The 17972-nt window shown below is 31.9% G+C and carries 15 protein-coding genes; 8 read left to right on the forward strand and 7 right to left on the reverse strand.

The window, feature by feature from the left end:
* Window positions 1-42 precede the first annotated feature (42 nt).
* A complete protein-coding gene (locus AC1EUV_RS07520; RefSeq protein WP_480198064.1) occupies window positions 43-2478 on the reverse strand; it encodes a S9 family peptidase in 2436 nt (811 codons plus the stop codon).
* A gap of 163 nt (window positions 2479-2641) precedes the next feature.
* Here AC1EUV_RS07520 and AC1EUV_RS07525 point away from each other — a divergent pair, with 163 nt between their 5' ends.
* Window positions 2642-3649, forward strand: a complete 1008-nt coding sequence (locus AC1EUV_RS07525) for a 3-oxoacyl-ACP synthase III family protein (protein ID WP_480198065.1) — start codon at window positions 2642-2644, stop codon at window positions 3647-3649.
* Between the two features lie 49 nt (window positions 3650-3698).
* On the opposite strand, the gene AC1EUV_RS07530 is transcribed toward AC1EUV_RS07525, so the two are convergent.
* From AC1EUV_RS07530 to AC1EUV_RS07550, 5 genes are all read right to left on the reverse strand, one after another.
* Window positions 3699-5600: a DUF349 domain-containing protein gene (locus AC1EUV_RS07530; protein WP_480198066.1), complete on the reverse strand. Its 1902-nt coding sequence runs from the start codon at window positions 5598-5600 to the stop codon at window positions 3699-3701.
* A 135-nt stretch (window positions 5601-5735) separates the two neighbouring features.
* Window positions 5736-6494, reverse strand: coding sequence for a shikimate dehydrogenase family protein (locus tag AC1EUV_RS07535; RefSeq protein WP_480198067.1), 759 nt, complete (start codon window positions 6492-6494; stop codon window positions 5736-5738).
* Window positions 6466-7488 (reverse strand): DUF368 domain-containing protein, encoded by a 1023-nt coding sequence (locus tag AC1EUV_RS07540; RefSeq protein WP_480198068.1) that lies wholly within the window; start codon window positions 7486-7488, stop codon window positions 6466-6468. Before AC1EUV_RS07540 ends, AC1EUV_RS07535 begins: the two co-directional genes overlap by 29 nt.
* A 6-nt stretch (window positions 7489-7494) precedes the next feature.
* Window positions 7495-8412, reverse strand: coding sequence for a polyprenyl-phosphate transporter (locus tag AC1EUV_RS07545; RefSeq protein ID WP_480198069.1), 918 nt, complete (start codon window positions 8410-8412; stop codon window positions 7495-7497).
* A 96-nt stretch (window positions 8413-8508) separates the two neighbouring features.
* The gene (locus AC1EUV_RS07550; protein ID WP_480198070.1) at window positions 8509-9846 is read right to left on the reverse strand and encodes a tetratricopeptide repeat protein; all 1338 of its coding nucleotides are present in this window, start codon (window positions 9844-9846) and stop codon (window positions 8509-8511) included.
* A 215-nt stretch (window positions 9847-10061) separates the two neighbouring features.
* Between AC1EUV_RS07550 and pyrR the strand changes: the two genes are divergently transcribed.
* The 5 genes from pyrR to AC1EUV_RS07575 are packed head-to-tail and all read left to right on the forward strand — an operon-like array spanning window position 10062 to window position 13190.
* On the forward strand, window positions 10062-10604 hold the full coding sequence (gene pyrR / locus AC1EUV_RS07555; RefSeq protein ID WP_480198291.1) for a bifunctional pyr operon transcriptional regulator/uracil phosphoribosyltransferase PyrR: 543 nt from the start codon (window positions 10062-10064) through the stop codon (window positions 10602-10604).
* Entirely contained in the window at window positions 10605-11534 is a 930-nt protein-coding gene (locus AC1EUV_RS07560; protein WP_480198071.1) for an aspartate carbamoyltransferase catalytic subunit, read from the forward strand. It abuts the gene before it with no gap.
* A 4-nt stretch (window positions 11535-11538) separates the two neighbouring features.
* Window positions 11539-11871, forward strand: a complete 333-nt coding sequence (locus AC1EUV_RS07565) for a ribonuclease Z (protein ID WP_480198072.1) — start codon at window positions 11539-11541, stop codon at window positions 11869-11871.
* Between the two features lie 12 nt (window positions 11872-11883).
* Window positions 11884-12237 carry a T9SS type A sorting domain-containing protein gene (locus AC1EUV_RS07570; protein ID WP_480198073.1) on the forward strand — a complete coding sequence of 118 codons (354 nt, stop codon included), beginning with the start codon at window positions 11884-11886 and terminating at the stop codon, window positions 12235-12237.
* On the forward strand, window positions 12234-13190 hold the full coding sequence (locus tag AC1EUV_RS07575) for a ribonuclease Z (RefSeq protein ID WP_480198074.1): 957 nt from the start codon (window positions 12234-12236) through the stop codon (window positions 13188-13190). The genes AC1EUV_RS07570 and AC1EUV_RS07575 overlap by 4 nt, the downstream gene beginning before the upstream one ends.
* Here the strand turns inward: AC1EUV_RS07575 and AC1EUV_RS07580 are convergent.
* Window positions 13187-13549, reverse strand: a complete 363-nt coding sequence (locus AC1EUV_RS07580) for a CoA-binding protein (protein ID WP_480198075.1) — start codon at window positions 13547-13549, stop codon at window positions 13187-13189. The two genes, AC1EUV_RS07575 and AC1EUV_RS07580, sit on opposite strands and share 4 nt — an antisense overlap.
* Window positions 13550-13696: 147 nt before the next feature.
* Between AC1EUV_RS07580 and AC1EUV_RS07585 the strand changes: the two genes are divergently transcribed.
* Both AC1EUV_RS07585 and AC1EUV_RS07590 read left to right on the forward strand, forming a co-directional pair.
* On the forward strand, window positions 13697-16195 hold the full coding sequence (locus tag AC1EUV_RS07585; protein ID WP_480198076.1) for a TonB-dependent receptor: 2499 nt from the start codon (window positions 13697-13699) through the stop codon (window positions 16193-16195).
* Between the two features lie 171 nt (window positions 16196-16366).
* Window positions 16367-17971: an alanine/glycine:cation symporter family protein gene (locus AC1EUV_RS07590; RefSeq protein WP_480198077.1), complete on the forward strand. Its 1605-nt coding sequence runs from the start codon at window positions 16367-16369 to the stop codon at window positions 17969-17971.
* Window position 17972 lies beyond the last annotated feature (1 nt).

Below are 17972 nucleotides of genomic sequence, written 5' to 3' on the forward strand. Positions count from 1 at the left end.
GTGACAAGATGACACACAAAAACCGCCAAATGGCGGTTCTTATTAATTTGAAGCTGTTTTTTCAGGCTTCTTTTTATTTTTTACATATTTCTCTAGCCACTGATCTTGCTCCCATAATAAATGCAAAATACTTTCTTTCGCCCTATAACCATGACTTTCTTTAGGTAACATAACTAAACGTACCGTAGCGCCTAAACCTTTTAAAGCATTAAAATAGCGTTCACTTTGCATAGGGTATGTACCTGAATTATTATCGGCCTTACCATGAATTAATAATAATGGTGTTTTCATTTTATCTGCATGCATAAAAGGAGACATGGTATAATAAACTTCTGGTGCTTCCCAGTAACTACGTTGTTCACGTTGAAAACCAAAAGGCGTTAAAGTTCTATTATAAGCTCCGCTTCTTGCTATACCGGCTGCAAATAAGTCTGAGTGTGATAATAAATTAGCTACCATAAAAGCTCCATAACTATGACCACCAACAGCTACTCTGTCTCTATCTATATAACCCATTGTATCTATTGCGTCTATACCAGCTTTTGCATTTGCGACTAGTTGCTTTCTAAAAGTATCATTAGGCTCATCATCTCCTTCACCAATAATTGGAAATGCGGCATCGTCTAAAACAGCATAACCCTTAGCAACCCAATACAACGGTGATCCCCAATAAGGATACGTAAATTCATTAGGGTTTTGAGTAGTTTGAGAAGCACTCGATTTATCTTTGTATTCGACAGGATAAGCCCACATGATCATAGGCAACTTCTCTTTTTTTGTTTTATCATACCCGACCGGTAAATAAAGTGTCCCTGTAAGATCTAAACCATCATCTCTTTTATAATTAACCACCTCTTTATGAACATTTTGTATACTCGAAAATGGGTTTTGAAAATTAGTTATCTGCTTTAGTTTTTTATTTTTAGTACTTCTAAAATAGTAGTTAGGATATTCATTCTTTGATTCTATGCGAACTAACAACCGTTTCTTTTTTACATCATAATCTCTTAAATCTTCAAGTTTACTCGTTAGTTTAGATTGATATAATCTACTCTTTTTTTGAGTATTAAGGTTTACTTTATCTAAAAAGGGAAACTTTCCTTCTTTAGAATAACCATCTCCTAGCATAAAAATATTATCTCCTTCCATAGCTAAAACATAAGACCCGTATTGGTTTCTTTTAGTAACAGGTGCACCAGGGTTACCATATACATTTTGATAATTCCTATCGTTAATAATCGTAGCTTCTTGTGAAGGATCGCTAGGATTAAAAAGGTATGTTTTAGTATTTCTATTATCAAACCAATAATCTTGAGCTAATGCTTTCTGATCATTACCCCAACTTATTCGATATAAGCGATTTTTAGTTTTCAATAATCCTTTTGGAGTGCCATCGAAAGGAGCATCAAGCATGAACACTTCATCACGATAATCTACTTCGGCCTTAGGATCACCTCCATCTAAAGCTTCAACATATACTAATGTTGAGGGTTTATCTGAACGCCAAGCTAAATTTCTTTTCCCTTTTCTTACAGCCATAAATCCTTTTGGTAAATCTTCTATTAAGGGAACTTCTGATACTGTTTGAACTTTTTCTCCATCTTTTGTATAAATTGTTGTTTCAGATGGAAATCTTCTATAAGTTACTAAATACGAAAATGGTTTTTTTATAGTAGTAATCATAACATACTCACCATTTGGTGAAAAGCTTATATTATCATACATGTTACTACTCATCCAAGGTTCTGCATTTCCATTAAGGTCTACTTTATAAAGTTCTGATAAGGCTAATTGTTCAAAATTATGTACATCATTTTTATCTTTTAATAAATCTTGATAAGTTCTGTTTTGAGCTTTCTTCCCATGATTAATAGAGATTGTAGGACCATTAGGTACAGAAGCAGCGGAGTTAACTAAAGACTTACGTTCTTTAGAAATCATTTTAACTAACATGCTATTATTATCTTCAAACCAATTAATAACGTCTCTCATATTAGCATTCACATTCGCATCTGTTAACTTTGTTGCTTTAGCTTCATCTATACGTAACACCCAAACTTCTACTCCTTCTGGTGTAGTATTAGTGAATGCCATTTTCTTTTGATTTGGTGACCAACTAAAGTTTGCCAACCTGGCATTTTCAGGCAGTCCTTGAACATTTTGAATTTCTTTTCCCAAAAGATTTCTAACTTTAATGTCATTGTAATAATTCGTTCTACTACCAATATTTGTTTTAGGATTGATTCGTAAACCAGCCAATCTTAATTCATCTTCTGATAGTTCTTGAATTGTTTTAAAAGCATTTCTATACCTTAAAATCATCATGGTATAATCATCATTCATTAAAACTGAAGGTGCTAATGGCGCATCAACCAATTCTAAAATTTCACTCGAAGGCTTTTGGTAATTTAAATTTTCTTGTGAGTATCCAGCTAAACTGAACACAAAAAATACTAGAAATAAGTTTAGTTTTTTCATTGCTAAATGTTATTTGTTGAAGTAGTGCTAATTTACGTAATTATTGCATGATTAATTGAATAAAATTAATATTTGATTATAAAATATATGCTACCTTTTTTATTATTCTATGCATAATAAATTTAATTATATTTGGATTCAAATTACCTACTAATAAAGATTTATGTATAATTCTAAAATTACAGGCTTAGGATACTACGTCCCTGGAAATATAGTAACCAATAATGACCTAAAACAATGGATGGATACCAGTGATGAATGGATTCAAGAAAGAACTGGTATTAAAGAACGACGATGGATTGACCCAAAAACGGGTGACACAACTTCATCTATGGCTGTAAAAGCTTCTAAAATTGCAATTGAACGTGCTGGTTTAACTAAGGACGATATAGATTTTATAGTTTTTGCAACCTTAAGCCCAGATATGTACTTTCCTGGTGGTGGGGTTCACGTACAAGATATGCTAGATATGCCTACAGTAGGTGCTTTAGATGTTCGTAACCAGTGCTCAGGTTTTATTTATAGCTTATCAGTTGCTGATCAGTTTATTAAGACTGGTATGTATAAAAATATATTGGTTATAGGTAGTGAAAATCATTCGGGTGGTTTAGAACGATCTACCCGAGGTCGTGGTGTTACTGTTATTTTTGGTGATGGTGCCGGAGCCGCTGTATTAAGTAGATCTGAAGAAAAAGGTAAAGGCATTCTGTCTTCTCATCTACATTCCGAAGGCAAGCATGCCAAAGAGCTTTCTTTAGAAGGACCTTCTACTGGGAGGTGGGTGCCAGAAATTTTAAAAGAAAATAACCCTGATGATGTTTCTTATTATCCATATATGAATGGACAATTTGTTTTTAAACATGCAGTTGTTCGTTTTTCTGAAGCAATTATAGAAGGTTTACAGGCTAACAATTTACAAAAAGAAGATATTGATATGTTAATTCCGCATCAAGCCAATCTAAGAATTGCTCAATTTATTCAAAAGAAGTTTCAATTAGATGATAGTAAAGTTTATAATAACATTCAAAAATATGGTAATACTACCGCTGCATCAGTTATTATAGCTTTAACAGAAGCATGGGAAAAAGGAAAGATAAAAGATAATGATCTAGTTGTGCTAGCTGCTTTTGGTAGTGGGTTTACCTGGGGAAGCGTGATTATTAGATGGTAATGAATAAAAAATAATGATATTAAAAAAAGCGCCCGAAAGAGCGATTTTTTTAATATTCTAACTTGTTGAGATAATCAAGTTTTGTTTTCCAAATTTTCAAATCATCAGAACAACGATCAATATTCTTTTGAACATTCATAAGTAAAGGGTTATTCTCTGTAGCACTCGAAACAAAGCTGATATTATTTTCTAACTGCTTTATTTCTCTAGTCGCTTCATCTATTTTCTTTCTTACAAAATATTGTTCATCATCAATCTTTTTAAATTGTTTATTAGCAAGGTAACCACTCACAATATTCTTAAACTTTAAAATTGCGACCTCACTTTTTCCTAAATTCAATTTACCATAAAGCTTATCCAACACTTTGCTAAACTTAGATTCTATATGTCGCATATTGAAAGGTACTGACCCTAAATTTTTCCAATCATTAATATAAGATTCTATAACTTCTAAAGTGAGTGTTTGATCTCCTTCGGATTGGCTTTTCAAATTTTCTAGCAACTCCTTTTTCTTATTAAATATTTCAATCTGTTCTTTATTCGCTTCGTCTTGAATACCGTGTAATCTATCGAAGTAATGATTGCATGCATCTTTAAATCGTTTCCAAATTTGATCAGAATACTTTTTAGGCACATGACCAATAGATTTCCAATCAACTTGTACTTGTTTCATTAAAGGTGTTGTAGCATCCCAATCATCATTATCTTTTAAAGACTCAGCTTTTTCAACCAAGGCCATCTTTTTAGTAAGATTTTCTTGCTGAACCTTTTTTACACTTTTATAAAATATATTTTTGGCCCTATTAAACTCTCTTGTAGCGTCTTTAAATGCTTGCCAAGTTTGATTATTTTTTGACCTTGGCACTTTACCAATTTTAAAGAAATTTTGACGTAAAGAATCTAGCTCTCTGATTTTCTTTTGCCATTCTGAATGTGAATTTATTTCTTTGGAAATCAGTTTTTTTATTTCTTCAATTACAGCTGTTTTTTCAGAAAGATTGTCTTCATATTTAGAGTCTAATTCTCTCTGCGCGTCATGACGTTTATCGTGTATTTTTTTTGTTGCTTCACTAAATCTACCCCAAACTTCTTCACGATGTTCTCTATCAACAGGGCCAATATCTTCCTTCCATAAACGATGTAGCACTTGTAATTCTTTAAATGCCTTATTTATATCTGTTTCTTCAGCCAAAGCTTCAGCTTTTTCTACCAGCTTTAGTTTCTCTTCTAAATTATGTTTAAAATCTAGTTCTCTGAAGTCTTTATTAAGGTGCAATAGATCATAAAAACGCTCAACATGGTGGTGATAAGTTCGCCAAACGTCATTGTATTTAGAATGTGGAATCTTACCGATTATCCGCCATCTATCTTGCAAACTTCTAAAGTTTTTATACATAGTAGAAGGCTCTGCATTATCAATCAATTCTTTTAATTCATCAATTAATACAAGGCGCTTGCTAAGATTTTCTTTTTGAGTTTCTTCTTGTTGTTTATAGTAACGATCTCTTTTTACTTTGTATTCGAATAACAGATCATTATATTGAGATTTAATAGGGTTTTTATATTGAAAATCTATCTCATTACCTCCGTCATCTACAAATGCCTTTTTCTTTTCAGCCAATAAAGCTCCAAACTTTATATTAAAATTATTCTTTATTGCTTCAACCTGGTTCTTTATTTGATACACAGCATCTACTTTTAAAAGCTTTTGTAATTCTTTAACAAGAGCCTCTAAATCTAAGGTGGAATAATCAACCTTTTTATCTTCTTCTTTGGGTTTTTCGGGAGTAATTTTGGCAACAACGTCCTCTTCAACAGCTTCTACTTCTTGTTGCTCAACTTTTTCGGTGGGTGTTTCTAATTCGTTTTCAGGTAATTGATTACCTTTTTCTAAAGTGGTTTCTTCTTGTACACCTTCTACAGATGCATTTTCGGTATTATCATCTAACATATCAACCAATGTTTAAAGTTCCTCTTTTATTCTTTATAAAAGTCTCGAAAGATACTAATAGCTCAGCAGACAGCAAAACTAAACTACGTTTATAAAGATACGAAATTATAAAAAACGTTGCGTCAATAAAGTGAATTAATCATTCCAGATTTGCCAAGCTTTTTCTGCTTGAAGTTCTAGCATTTTCAATCCGTTAATCGTTATAGATTTTTTTTTCAATCCTTTTTTAAGGAAAGTAGTTTCTGAAGGATTATAAATTAAATCGAATAATAAATGCTTGTTAGTGAGATATTTATAAGGAATATCAGGGCGTTTCTCAACATCAGGATGAGTACCTAAAGGTGTACAATTAATAATTATCTTATAATTATTAATTACATCTTTTGAAAGCTCTTGATACGAAATTTCATTTTCATTGTCTGGTGATCTAGAGACATACGAAGTCTTAATGGCTAATTTATTCAGAGCAAAATTTACAGCTTTAGAAGCACCGCCAGTACCCAAAATCAAAGCTTTAGAGTGATATTTTTTTAAATGAGGCTTGATAGATTCTCGAAATCCAAAAGCATCGGTATTATACCCTTTTAGCTTTTTATTCTTTAAAATTTTAATAGTATTTACAGCGCCTATCTCTTTAGCTTCTATACTCAATTCATCTAAATAATGAATAACTTTTTCTTTATAGGGAATGGTAACATTTAATCCTTTTAAAGCAGGATTGTTTTTAATAAGGGCAGGAAATTCTTCTATTGAATCAATATCAAAATTTACATAAGAATGATTGTCTAACTCTAATGTTTCGAATTTATTAGAAAAATATTTCCTTGAAAAGGAATACGAAATATTTTTACCAATTAAACCAAATTTATGCTTTTCTTCCTGTCTTTGTTGCATAGCGATCTACTGCTAAAATAATAATAATTCCGAGTATGATAAAAAAAATAGCGTACCAAGTTTGGATGGCAGTTAAATCAGGAAAAAATCGTTTATAATTTTCTAACACCTGATTACCTTGAGAATCTATTAAAAATTCGCCTGCGTCATTTTTCTTAAATATCTTCTCTTTCCAAGGCCAAACGATCCCTAAAGAACCTGATATAAACCCAATAATAACGGCTGTAACAATTTGATGCCAGCGCTTTAAAACATATCCTAAAATTTGAGAGGTTACAACAAGCCCAAAAGCTGATCCTGCTCCAAACGATCCAATTATTTTAAGGTACCGTACACGGTTAGCATCCTCTAAAAAAGAGAAATCTCCTGTAAAGACATCTGTAATTGATCTATATAGCATATTAACAGAATCTACTAAGAGTAACACATAATTACCTAATAAAATTAAAATAAATGAACCTGACAATCCTGGTAAAGTCATTCCTGAAACACCAATTATCCCACAAAAGAATACAAACCATAAATTATCATTTTCTTTTGCAGGGTTCATAAAACTAATAGCAACACCACATGCAATACCTATAGCAATTGCAATAACATTTTTAGTTGACCAATCTTTAAATCCTTTACCTATATAGTATATTGAACCTATGATCATACCAAAAAAAGTAGACCATACAAATAATTCGTAATTTCTAATAAGGTAGTCTAAAAGTAATGAAACGCTAAAATAACTGAAAATACTTCCCGCAAAAAGAATTACAATAAATCGACCATTAATATATCGATAGAAGCTTTTAAATCTTCCGTTAAACAGCAATTTAAACGCCTTGCCATTGATTTTTTGAAAAGAATAGATCATCTCTTCATAAAACCCAGCAACAAACGCTACCATTCCTCCAGACACACCAGGCACTTTATTTGCAGCACCCATAGTCACTCCTTTTACAAATAGTAAAATGCGATCTAAAAGCGTTCTAGTTTTTTCTGGCATCTAAGATTATTTTTTAACAGCTATTCTTTCTAAAATTAAGATTGAAACAAAACCAACAATCATTAATACTATAGCCAAGATTAATTGGTTGTCTCCTTGAAAATTAATTGGCGAAATACTTCGATCTATAAAGGGTACTTTTTCTCCTTCTGAATTTAATCTCCAGGTCAATACTTCTTTCCATGGCCAAATTTTATTTAGTGAACCAAGAATAAATCCTGTTAAAGCAGCTAACGTTAAATTTTTATAATTACCAAATAACCATTTTAAGAGACTAGAAAAAGTTAATAACCCTACAATAGCACCTACAGCCAAAAAGAAAATGGTTTTTATATCTTTATCGTGAATAGCATCTACCGCAGGTTTATAAGCTCCGAGCAGTAACAAAATAAACGCCCCAGAAATGCCAGGTAAGATCATAGCACAAATAGCTAAGCTTCCAGCCAGCACTAAATATAGATTTGAATCATTAGTTGCTAATGCTGGTAATGTAGTAATATAGTACGCTATAGCAGCTCCAATAAGCAATATTATTACCGTAGTAACATTCCAGCTTTTGATTTGTTTACCAACATAAATTATACTTGCTAATACCAAACCAAAGAAAAAAGACCAAAGCAATACTGGTTCATTTTCTAACAACCATTTTAACAGTTTAGCCAATGACAAAACACTAATCGAAATACCGATGAACAATGACAATAAAAAATTACCATTGATGGATTTCCACATACTTTTAAATCCTTCTTTCTGTAAAATTTTAAACGTACCGAAATTCACCATGTTAATGGAACTGATAAGCTCTTCGTAAATACCAGAAATAAAAGCAATAGTACCGCCAGAAACTCCTGGAACTACATCCGCAGCTCCCATAGCAATACCCTTTAAAGAAATGACAAAATAGTCTAAAAAAGTACGATTCATTAGCAATAAAAAATTAGTCCGTCAAATATAACTTAATGAATCGACAATAGGCTATCTAATTAAATTTTGAAAGAAAAAAAGTAATGAAGAAAAATTCTATTTTTTATTTTTCTCTAGTAAGGTTTGTACAGCCTCCTTGTCAAAAATTGTAGGATATAATTCTTTAACTACTTGATGATACTCGAAATCAATTTTTAACGCATTTTTTAAGTATTGCAATCCTTTTTTATCATCTAGAGCTAAGAAACTCATTCCACTTAAGCGATACTCAATTTCAGCAAAATCTGAATACAAACTCCTGGCTTTTTTTAAAACCTGCAACGCATCTTTATACTCGCCTAAAAAATGAAGCACATCAACTAGAGCAATAAAAACATCTAATCTATAATCTTCTAAATCAACACATTTTTGAAATGCTTTTGCAGCTTCTTCAAATAAATTAAGCTTTAAGTTAACTTCAGCAAAACGCGACCAATATGATGGATTTTCATTGTCTATCTGAATAGCTTTATTAATAAAATAAAGTGCCTTTTGATAATTGCCTTCTTTAAGGTATAGATTAGTCAAAGCTAACCAACCTTTATCTAATAATGGATCTTCTTTTACAGTTAGGTTATAATACTTTAAAGCTTCTTTTTTCTCTGAACTTTTTTCATAACACCATCCTAATCGCAAATAAATATATGGAGTACCATCTTCTAATTGTATTGCCATCATATAATTGGCAATGGCTTCTTGGTAACGCTCTAACTCTTCTAATGTTTTAGCTTTTTCAATATATGCACCAATAAAATCTTCATCTATAACTATGGCGTAATCAAATGCTTTTAGTGCTTCCTCGTATTTATCAATAATATAATATTGACGCCCTAATTGATGCCAAGCAATCTCACAATAAGGTTCATTATTAATATAATCTTCTAGATATTCTATCGCTTCATGATGCTTTTGTTCCATATCGAAGCAATAAATAATATTGTAAAGCGACGAATAATCATCATATTCTACCTCAAGACACTTTGCAAAGTTCAACCTAGCCGTTTCGTAATCATCTAAAAAAAGATATTCCATACCGATCATAGACAAAATATCTACCTCATCTTCTGCAAATAATAAAGCTTTATGTAACGCCTGAATAGCTTCTTTATGCATATCCTTTTTAGAGTATAACGTCGCTTTATGCAGATAAACTTGATCATTAGATGGTTCAATTTCCTCTAATATGTTCAGCATACTAGCAGCTTTATCAAACTTTTCTTCAAAAATTAAAACCTCTATTTGAGCTAGTTTTAAACTAATTGCTGCTGGATGTTGTTTTAGACCCAATTCTATCGCTTTTTTTGCTAATGAAGTTTTACCACTATTCAAATAATGTGTTATAATTTCTTCAAACTCCGCCGAGTCGAAAAAGAACACACTATTAGTCTTTAGCATTGATTCAAATCTGGTAAGCGGTAAGTTATTGTTAGCGTCAGGAAATTGAAACATATAGTCTAGCCATCGGGTTACGAAATAAAAGTAGTATAAGACAGTTCTGTTTCAACTTTCAGGTAATGAATGTTTTTAACAATTTAATTAACACCATGTGTTTTAATAATTTTTCAAAAAATAATGTACTTTTGTACTCCAAACAAGGTTTGGATAGCAACATGGCTCAAAAGACATTACTCAACGCTAAAGACATTCACATTATTCTTCATCGTTTAGCCAATCAATTGCTAGAAAATCATTTAAACTTTTCTGAGACCGTTCTAATAGGCTTGCAGCCTAGAGGCATTTTTTTAGCAAATCGACTTGCAAAAATTTTAAAAGAAGACTATGATATAAAAAACCTACAATTGGGTCAATTAGACATTACTTTTTTTAGGGATGACTTTAGGCGACGCGAAGAACCTTTAGAGGCAAATTTCACCAAGATAGATTTTACAATAGAGAATAAAAAAGTAGTTTTTATTGACGATGTTTTATATTCTGGTAGAAGTATACGCTCTGCCTTAACGGCAATTCAGTCTTTCGGCAGACCAGAATCTATCGAATTATTGGTGCTTATAGATAGACGATTTAGCCGCCATTTACCAATACAGCCTAATTATAAAGGTAGACAGGTAGATGTCATTAATTCTGAAAAAGTAAAAGTGACCTGGGCAGAGCATGAAAAAAAAGACGCAGTGTATATTATAAATACAAATTAAATGAAGCAGTTAAGTGTTGAACATTTGTTAGGCATTAAATATCTTACTACTAAAGATATAGATCTTATTTTTGAAACTGCAGATCATTTTAAAGAAGTCATCAATCGTCCGATAAAGAAAGTCCCTTCACTAAGAGATATTACAATTGCTAATTTATTTTTTGAAAACAGTACACGCACAAAACTATCCTTTGAATTAGCAGAAAAACGCCTTTCGGCAGATGTCATTAACTTCTCAGCTAGTCAATCTTCAGTAAAAAAAGGAGAAACGCTAATTGATACCGTAAACAATATCCTTTCAATGAAAGTTGATATTGTTGTAATGCGACATCCTAATGTTGGTGCTGGTGTTTTTCTTTCTAAACATATTAATGCTAAAATTATAAATGCTGGGGATGGAGCTCACGAACATCCTACACAGGCTCTATTAGATACTTACTCTATTAGAGAAGAATTAGGGTCAGTTAAGGGCAAAAAAGTGGTTATAATTGGCGATATTTTACATTCTCGAGTAGCACTTTCTAATATTTATGCCTTACAATTGCAAGGAGCAGAAGTTATGGTATCCGGACCAACGACTTTGATCCCTAAATATATTTCTAGTCTTGGGGTAAAAGTTGAACATAATCTTAAAAAAGCATTGCAATGGTGTGATGTTGCCAATATGTTACGAGTGCAGCATGAACGTATGGATATTAAGTATTTTCCTTCGGTTCGCGAATACGCGCAATTATTCGGAATTAATAAAGAATTATTAAACAGTCTTGGCAAGAAAATTGTAATAATGCATCCGGGACCAATAAACAGGGGTGTAGAAATTACAAGTGACGTTGCAGATTCTGATCAATCTATTATTTTAACTCAGGTTGAAAATGGTGTAGCTATTAGAATGGCAGTTATCTATTTATTGGCACAACAGATCAAAAGATAATACTATGTTAATTGAAAAAGAGAATAATCAAACGATTATAAAACCAAAAGAAAAATCAATTTTAGATTTTTTAGTTGGATTTAAAAAAAATTATTCTAACTTTAAAAACGAGAATTTAATTTTAGACTTTTCTGATTTAAAAGGGGTAAAAACAGAAAATATCTTACTATTTTTGCACTTTGCAGAAGAGCATAAAAATAATGGCACATCTTTTGTGTTAGTTGTTAATGAAATTGATTTTGATAATTTACCAGATGAGATCATTACAGTACCAACTATAACTGAAGCAAAAGACATTATAGAAATGGAAAAAATAGAGCGAGATTTAGGTTTTTAATTAAAATTGCGTATGGTAAAAAAACTACTTTTTATACTTATTGTCACACTCTCAACAGCAGCTTTTGCACAGCTAGATAATCCAATATCGGTAGCAAAAGATTCAACAAAAGTTATTACAGAGATAGTGGCATCACCAAATCCTTTTAGTGTTACAACTAGAATTAAGTTTCATGCCGAGGCTGTTTTTAAAGTCGAGTTTTCGGTCAAGGACTTAATTGGAAATACTGTTCATTTCCAAAAGTATACCACTAAAAAAGGAGTGAATTCTATTCCGTTCTATAGAGACAAGTTAGATTCAGGGATTTATATTTATTCTATTAAAACAAATAACGAAATTATTTCTAAACGAATAGTTATTAAATGAGCCTACAGTTAACAATATTAGGATGCCACTCGGCCACTCCAAGAACTTTTGCTCATCCAACATCACAATATTTAGAAATTAATAATCGATCGTTTTTAATAGACTGTGGTGAAGGAACTCAAACTCAACTTAGAAAATATAAAATTAAGTTTTCTAAGATTAATAATATATTTATATCTCATTTACATGGAGATCATTTTTTCGGCCTAATAGGATTAATTTCAACATTCGGATTATTAGGTAGACAAAATGATCTTCACGTTTATGGACCTAAAGGAATTAAAGAGATTATAGAACTTCAATTAAAACTTTCTAATTCGTATCTAAATTTCGATTTACTTTTTCATGAATTAGAATCTAACACTAGTGAATTGATTTATGAGGATGATAAGGTCGAAGTACATACTATTCCTTTAGAGCATAGAGTTTATACTAACGGGTTCTTATTTAAAGAAAAATTAGGTGAGCGTAAATTAAATATTGAGGCCATTAAAGAAAATTCTGAAATAGAAATTTGCGATTACCAAAATTTAAAAAATGGTAAAGATTTTATTGCAGAAAACGGCACCATCATTAAAAATCGTGAACTAACTTTTAATCCTCCACAACAGGTTAGTTATGCTTATTGTAGCGACACTGTCTATAAGCCAGAAATTACGGCAGTAATTAAAAATACTGATCTACTTTATCATGAGTCTACCTTTTTAAAAGATAAGGAAGAATTAACTGCAAAAACAAAACATTCTACCGCTGAACAAGCAGCTAAAATTGCTCAAAAAGCAAATGTTGGACAATTAATCTTAGGACACTATTCAAGTAGATATAATGACATTTCATTATTTAAAAATGAAGCAGAAACTATTTTTAACAATGTTGCCTTGGCCGAAGAGGGTAAGGTATTTGAAATTGAAAATAAAGTAAGCGAAGAATTACTACTAGCCCATCAAAATTAATACTGACCTGTAGATAGCAATACTAAAGTACAGGCAATTTCTGATTCTATATTATTATCTCTCAGCAATTTTACAAGTTCCATATTTTCTGTACCCGGATTAAAAATTACCCGGTTAGGTTTTAGTGATAAGATATAATCATAATAACCTAATTGCCTTTTAGGGTTTAGATATAACGTAATCGTATCTATATTTTCAAAATTTGGCTTACTAGTTTCAATAGAAATTCCAGAAACATTTCCAGGTATTAATCCTACAGCTACTACTTCATAACTCTTTTGCACTAGCCTATTAATAGCAATATTTGAATATCTATTTGCTTTTAATGAAGCTCCTAAAACTAGTGTCTTTTTATTCATCTTGTTAAAAAAAAGTTAAGCTGTTAATTAATGTTAATATGTGTTAAACCTTGTTACAAATGTACAACTGTTAGCGTCTCTATAATATCTATAAAATGTGAAATAACAACTCGCATAAAAGATTATTCATACAAAAATCATAAACTAATGAAGACCATTATTTACGCTATCTGTTTTTTCTTGAGCATAAGCTTATCTGCGCAGATGGCCAAAAGCAAATTACCAAGAAACGGAAGTGTCACAGGTAAGGTATTAGATGCAAATACTCAAGAACCTATCCCATATGCTACCATAGTTATTAAAGATACAGAAGGTAAAACGATAACTGGTGGAATTACAGATGAGCTAGGAGTTTTTGAGATTAAGAAAATACCCGAAGGCAAAAGCATAGTCGAAGTACAGTTTATTGGCTATCAAACTACTAGAAAAGAAATAAACTTAGTTGCTGGTAAATTAAAACAAAATTTAGGAACTATTGCTTTAACTGAAGAGGCTGCCAGTCTTGAAGAAGTTACTGTGGTTGCAGAAACCTCTACCGTTACTCAAAAAGTTGATAGAAAAGTAATCAATGTTGGTAAGGACCTAACTTCAGCAGGCACTACTGCTTCAGAATTATTAAATAATGTACAGTCTGTTAGTGTAGATTCTCAAACGGGTAATATTAGCTTGCGTGGTAATGAAAATGTACGTGTTTTAGTTGACGGTAAGCCAACTAACATAGATGCAGCACAATTATTACAACAAATACCATCTACATCAATTAAAAGTGTAGAACTCATTACAAATCCGTCAGCAAAATATAACCCAGAGGGTATGTCTGGCATCATCAATATTGTATTACATAAGAATGCTAACCAAGGATTTAATGGCTCGGTAAATTCTGGCGCTACAGCGGGTCATTATGTTCGTTATAACATGTCAACAAACATGAATTACAAAACTGGTAAAGTCAACTTCTTTGGTAACTACGGTTATAATGGAGGTGATAATTACAATTTTGGTTTTGTACAAAGAGATGAAGTTAATTATCAGGATTTTACATTTATAAATGGACGTGATTCACATCTAATAAAAGCTGGTGCTGATGTATATTTAAATGATAAAAACACCTTATCATTTTACACAACTCAAAATTTATCTGAAAGGACAGGACAAGGGGATGTGCTCATTACAGATCAAGTAGCTCAAGAACTAGCAAGTGATGCCGAAAACTTTCAATTTAATGATAATCATACGCAAACATATAATATTAATTATACGCGTGATTTTGAAAAAGAAGGACACAATATCGAGATAGAAGCTAATTATTCGCACACAGACGCTCCTGAAAATGCATTAAATACCGATGCATTATTAATTCAAGGAGTAGACTTTGATTATAAACTACTAAACTATTTTAACAATATTGAAAACGAACGCAATAATACACTTGTTAATCTAGATTATACAAACCCACTTTCAAAGAATAGTAAATTAGAATTAGGTTTAGAGTATAGAATAAATAATACTGACAACTTGAACATTACTGACCAAGAGCGCTATACTTTTGAATTAGACGGTCAAGGCAACTTAAAGTTGGATGAAAAAAATGATCCCATTATTTCGGGAACTGAAGAAATTGGTAATTCTTCGTTTGAATATGATAGGAATATCTATTCTGCATATGTAAATTATAATCACAAATTTGGTAAATTAAACATGCAAATTGGTGCGCGTTTTGAACAATATGAAATCGAAGGAAACTTTACACAAGAAGGTCAGGACGATGCTCAAGTTACAGATGACATATTTAGTGTATATCCTTCGGCATTTTTAACATATAATGCTAGTGAGAAAAATCAATATCAATTAAGTTATAGTAGAAGAGTTGATAGACCATCTATACAACAAGTAAATCCTATTAGAGAATGGAGTACTCCACTTATAACATCTATTGGTAATGAAAATCTTTTACCACAATTTACTAATTCGGTAGAATTAAACTATACAAGAAAAATTAAAGGAGGGTCTATATCTTTTGGCACATTTTACAGAAAGATTAATGATGCTATCTCTAGAATTACTTATAAAGATCCTGCTGATGCTAGTGACACACGTCAAATCTTGACATTTCAAAATTTTGATGATACCGATTCATATGGAATAGAATTTTCTTCAAGGTTTAAGTTAGCAAAATGGTGGAATGTTAATGCAAGCATGGATTTTTATTCTCAAAAGCAACTAGGCACTGTTGATTTATCTAGCGAAAACGCTCCAGTAGTAGAGGTAACAAACGAGGTATTTAATGCACGCATAAGTAATAGTTTTAGAGCTTCAAAAAACTTAAGATTCCAATTATTTACTATGTACCGAAGCCCTCGTGAAGATATCCAATGGCAAGTAGGCGAAATGTGGATGGTAAATGCTGGAGCTAACTTAAATGTACTTGAAGGAAAAGGTACTGTTACTTTTAGAGTAAATGATATATTTCAAGGTATGAAATTTCAATTCGATTCTGTGAACCCATTTATTCAAAATGGTCGCTTTCAATGGGAAAGCAGAACTTCTTATATAGGTTTCAACTATAGATTTGGTGGAGGCAAGAATAAAGCAAAGAGGCGTAGAAATAGAGATAATAACGAAACCCAAAGTTCAGGATTCTTTTAAAAACATTTTTTCAATTTTGGTTAATTAAACCCTTAAGTTCAATCTAATTGGCTTAGGGGTTTATGCTTTTTATAGCACTTGCAATTCTCAATATTTAACCACTAAAATTTGTGGTAAGGCATTTTTTTTGTGATATTGCGCATTAGAACAAAATTCTAACTCAACATAATTATGAAGAAAAAACTTCTCTCACTACTATTTATAGTAGCTCCACTTCTAACATTTGCCCAAGAAAAAGGTCTAGATCAAAAAATTGATGAAGCTTTTCAACCAATATCAGATTTCTTTAGCAATGTCATTTTTTTCCTTGTGTGGAAGGATCCGAATATTCCATTTGTATTACTACTATTAGTAGGTAGTGCAGCGTTTTTTACTATCTATTTTTCCTTTCCAAATGTTAGGCACTTTTTTACAGCAATTAATGTTGTGAGAGGTAAATATGACGATATAGATCATGCAGTAGCAGAGCCAGCATATGGTGACTCTACACCTGGTGGTGATGCTATCGAAACCATTAGAGATGAGAGTAAAGAAGGTGAGGTAACTCATTTTCAAGCCTTAGCAACTGCCGTTTCTGGTACAGTTGGTAACGGCAATATAGCAGGTGTTGCCTTAGCAATTGCTCTTGGTGGACCAGGTGCTACATTTTGGATGATTGTTTGTGGTCTTTTAGGTATGTCTACCAAATTTGTTGAATGTACATTAGGTGTTCAATACCGTGATGTAGGTGAAGATGGAACTGTCTATGGAGGGCCTATGTATTATATAAGCAAAGGATTAAAAGAACGAGGCTTTGAATGGTTTGGTAAAATTGCAGCAGTATTATTTGCAATTTTCTGTATTGGTGGTTCTTTTGGTGGCGGTAATGCCGCACAATCAAACCAAGCTACTATTGTATTAAAAGAACTACTTGGTTTAGAGAGCACAAGTGCAGGAGCTATTATAGGTTTAATAATCGCCGTTATTGTAGGTGTAATTATTATAGGAGGAATAAAAAGAATTGCCTCGGTTACAGAAAAAGTAGTACCATTTATGGCAGTGTTATATATAATAGCATGTTTATATATAATCTTTAGTAACTTTAGTTTTATTGATGATGCTCTTAGCTTGATTTTCACCGAAGCATTTAACCCAAGAGCTTTTGGTGTCGGTGGTGTTATTGGTGTTCTACTTGTTGGTTTTCAACGAGCCGCTTTCTCAAACGAAGCAGGGGCAGGTTCTGCGTCTATTGCACACTCTGCAGTGAAAACAAAATATTCAGCATCAGAAGGGTTAGTGGCCTTACTAGAGCCATTTATTGATACTGTAGTGATTTGTACTATGACTGCTTTAGTGATTATTATATTCAACTTTGGAGGATATTTTGAATACGGTGGTGATGGAACAGGCGCAGTACTAATTGATGGCATTGCTTATGAAGGTGCTGGTATTACGTCGCAAGCATTTGCTCAATATATTCCTTATTCTAACGTATTCCTTACTATTGCGGTATTCTTATTTGCAATCTCAACAATGATTTCTTGGTCATATTATGGATTACAATCTTGGAAATTTTTATTTGGTCGAGGAAAAACTGCAGATTTAGTTTATAAACTATTATTCTTATTGTTTATAGTAATTGGAGCAGCTGCAAGTATGAACTCAATTTGGGCATTCTCAGACGCAATGATTTTTGCAATGGTATTCCCAAATATGGTAGGATTATATTTCTTATTCCCAGTTGTTAAAAAACAATTAAATAGATATTTGACAGCCATAAGAGAAGCTAAAGAATAGT

The sequence above is a fragment of the Maritimimonas sp. 2304DJ26-3 genome (assembly GCF_056591635.1).

What these genes read in the sequence shown, in the direction of transcription:
- AC1EUV_RS07580 (WP_480198075.1), bottom strand. Translation starts at nt 13,549, where the DNA reads ATGAATAAAAAGACACTAGTTTTAGGAGCTTCATTAAAAGCAAATAGA.
- AC1EUV_RS07530 (WP_480198066.1), bottom strand. Translation starts at nt 5,600, where the DNA reads ATGTTAGATGATAATACCGAAAATGCATCTGTAGAAGGTGTACAAGAA.
- AC1EUV_RS07535 (WP_480198067.1), bottom strand. Translation starts at nt 6,494, where the DNA reads ATGCAACAAAGACAGGAAGAAAAGCATAAATTTGGTTTAATTGGTAAA.
- AC1EUV_RS07570 (WP_480198073.1), top strand. Translation starts at nt 11,884, where the DNA reads ATGGTAAAAAAACTACTTTTTATACTTATTGTCACACTCTCAACAGCA.
- AC1EUV_RS07545 (WP_480198069.1), bottom strand. Translation starts at nt 8,412, where the DNA reads ATGAATCGTACTTTTTTAGACTATTTTGTCATTTCTTTAAAGGGTATT.
- AC1EUV_RS07550 (WP_480198070.1), bottom strand. Translation starts at nt 9,846, where the DNA reads ATGCTAAAGACTAATAGTGTGTTCTTTTTCGACTCGGCGGAGTTTGAA.
- AC1EUV_RS07590 (WP_480198077.1), top strand. Translation starts at nt 16,367, where the DNA reads ATGAAGAAAAAACTTCTCTCACTACTATTTATAGTAGCTCCACTTCTA.
- AC1EUV_RS07525 (WP_480198065.1), top strand. Translation starts at nt 2,642, where the DNA reads ATGTATAATTCTAAAATTACAGGCTTAGGATACTACGTCCCTGGAAAT.
- AC1EUV_RS07540 (WP_480198068.1), bottom strand. Translation starts at nt 7,488, where the DNA reads ATGCCAGAAAAAACTAGAACGCTTTTAGATCGCATTTTACTATTTGTA.
- pyrR (WP_480198291.1), top strand. Translation starts at nt 10,062, where the DNA reads ATGGCTCAAAAGACATTACTCAACGCTAAAGACATTCACATTATTCTT.
- AC1EUV_RS07520 (WP_480198064.1), bottom strand. Translation starts at nt 2,478, where the DNA reads ATGAAAAAACTAAACTTATTTCTAGTATTTTTTGTGTTCAGTTTAGCT.
- AC1EUV_RS07560 (WP_480198071.1), top strand. Translation starts at nt 10,605, where the DNA reads ATGAAGCAGTTAAGTGTTGAACATTTGTTAGGCATTAAATATCTTACT.
- AC1EUV_RS07575 (WP_480198074.1), top strand. Translation starts at nt 12,234, where the DNA reads ATGAGCCTACAGTTAACAATATTAGGATGCCACTCGGCCACTCCAAGA.
- AC1EUV_RS07585 (WP_480198076.1), top strand. Translation starts at nt 13,697, where the DNA reads ATGAAGACCATTATTTACGCTATCTGTTTTTTCTTGAGCATAAGCTTA.
- AC1EUV_RS07565 (WP_480198072.1), top strand. Translation starts at nt 11,539, where the DNA reads ATGTTAATTGAAAAAGAGAATAATCAAACGATTATAAAACCAAAAGAA.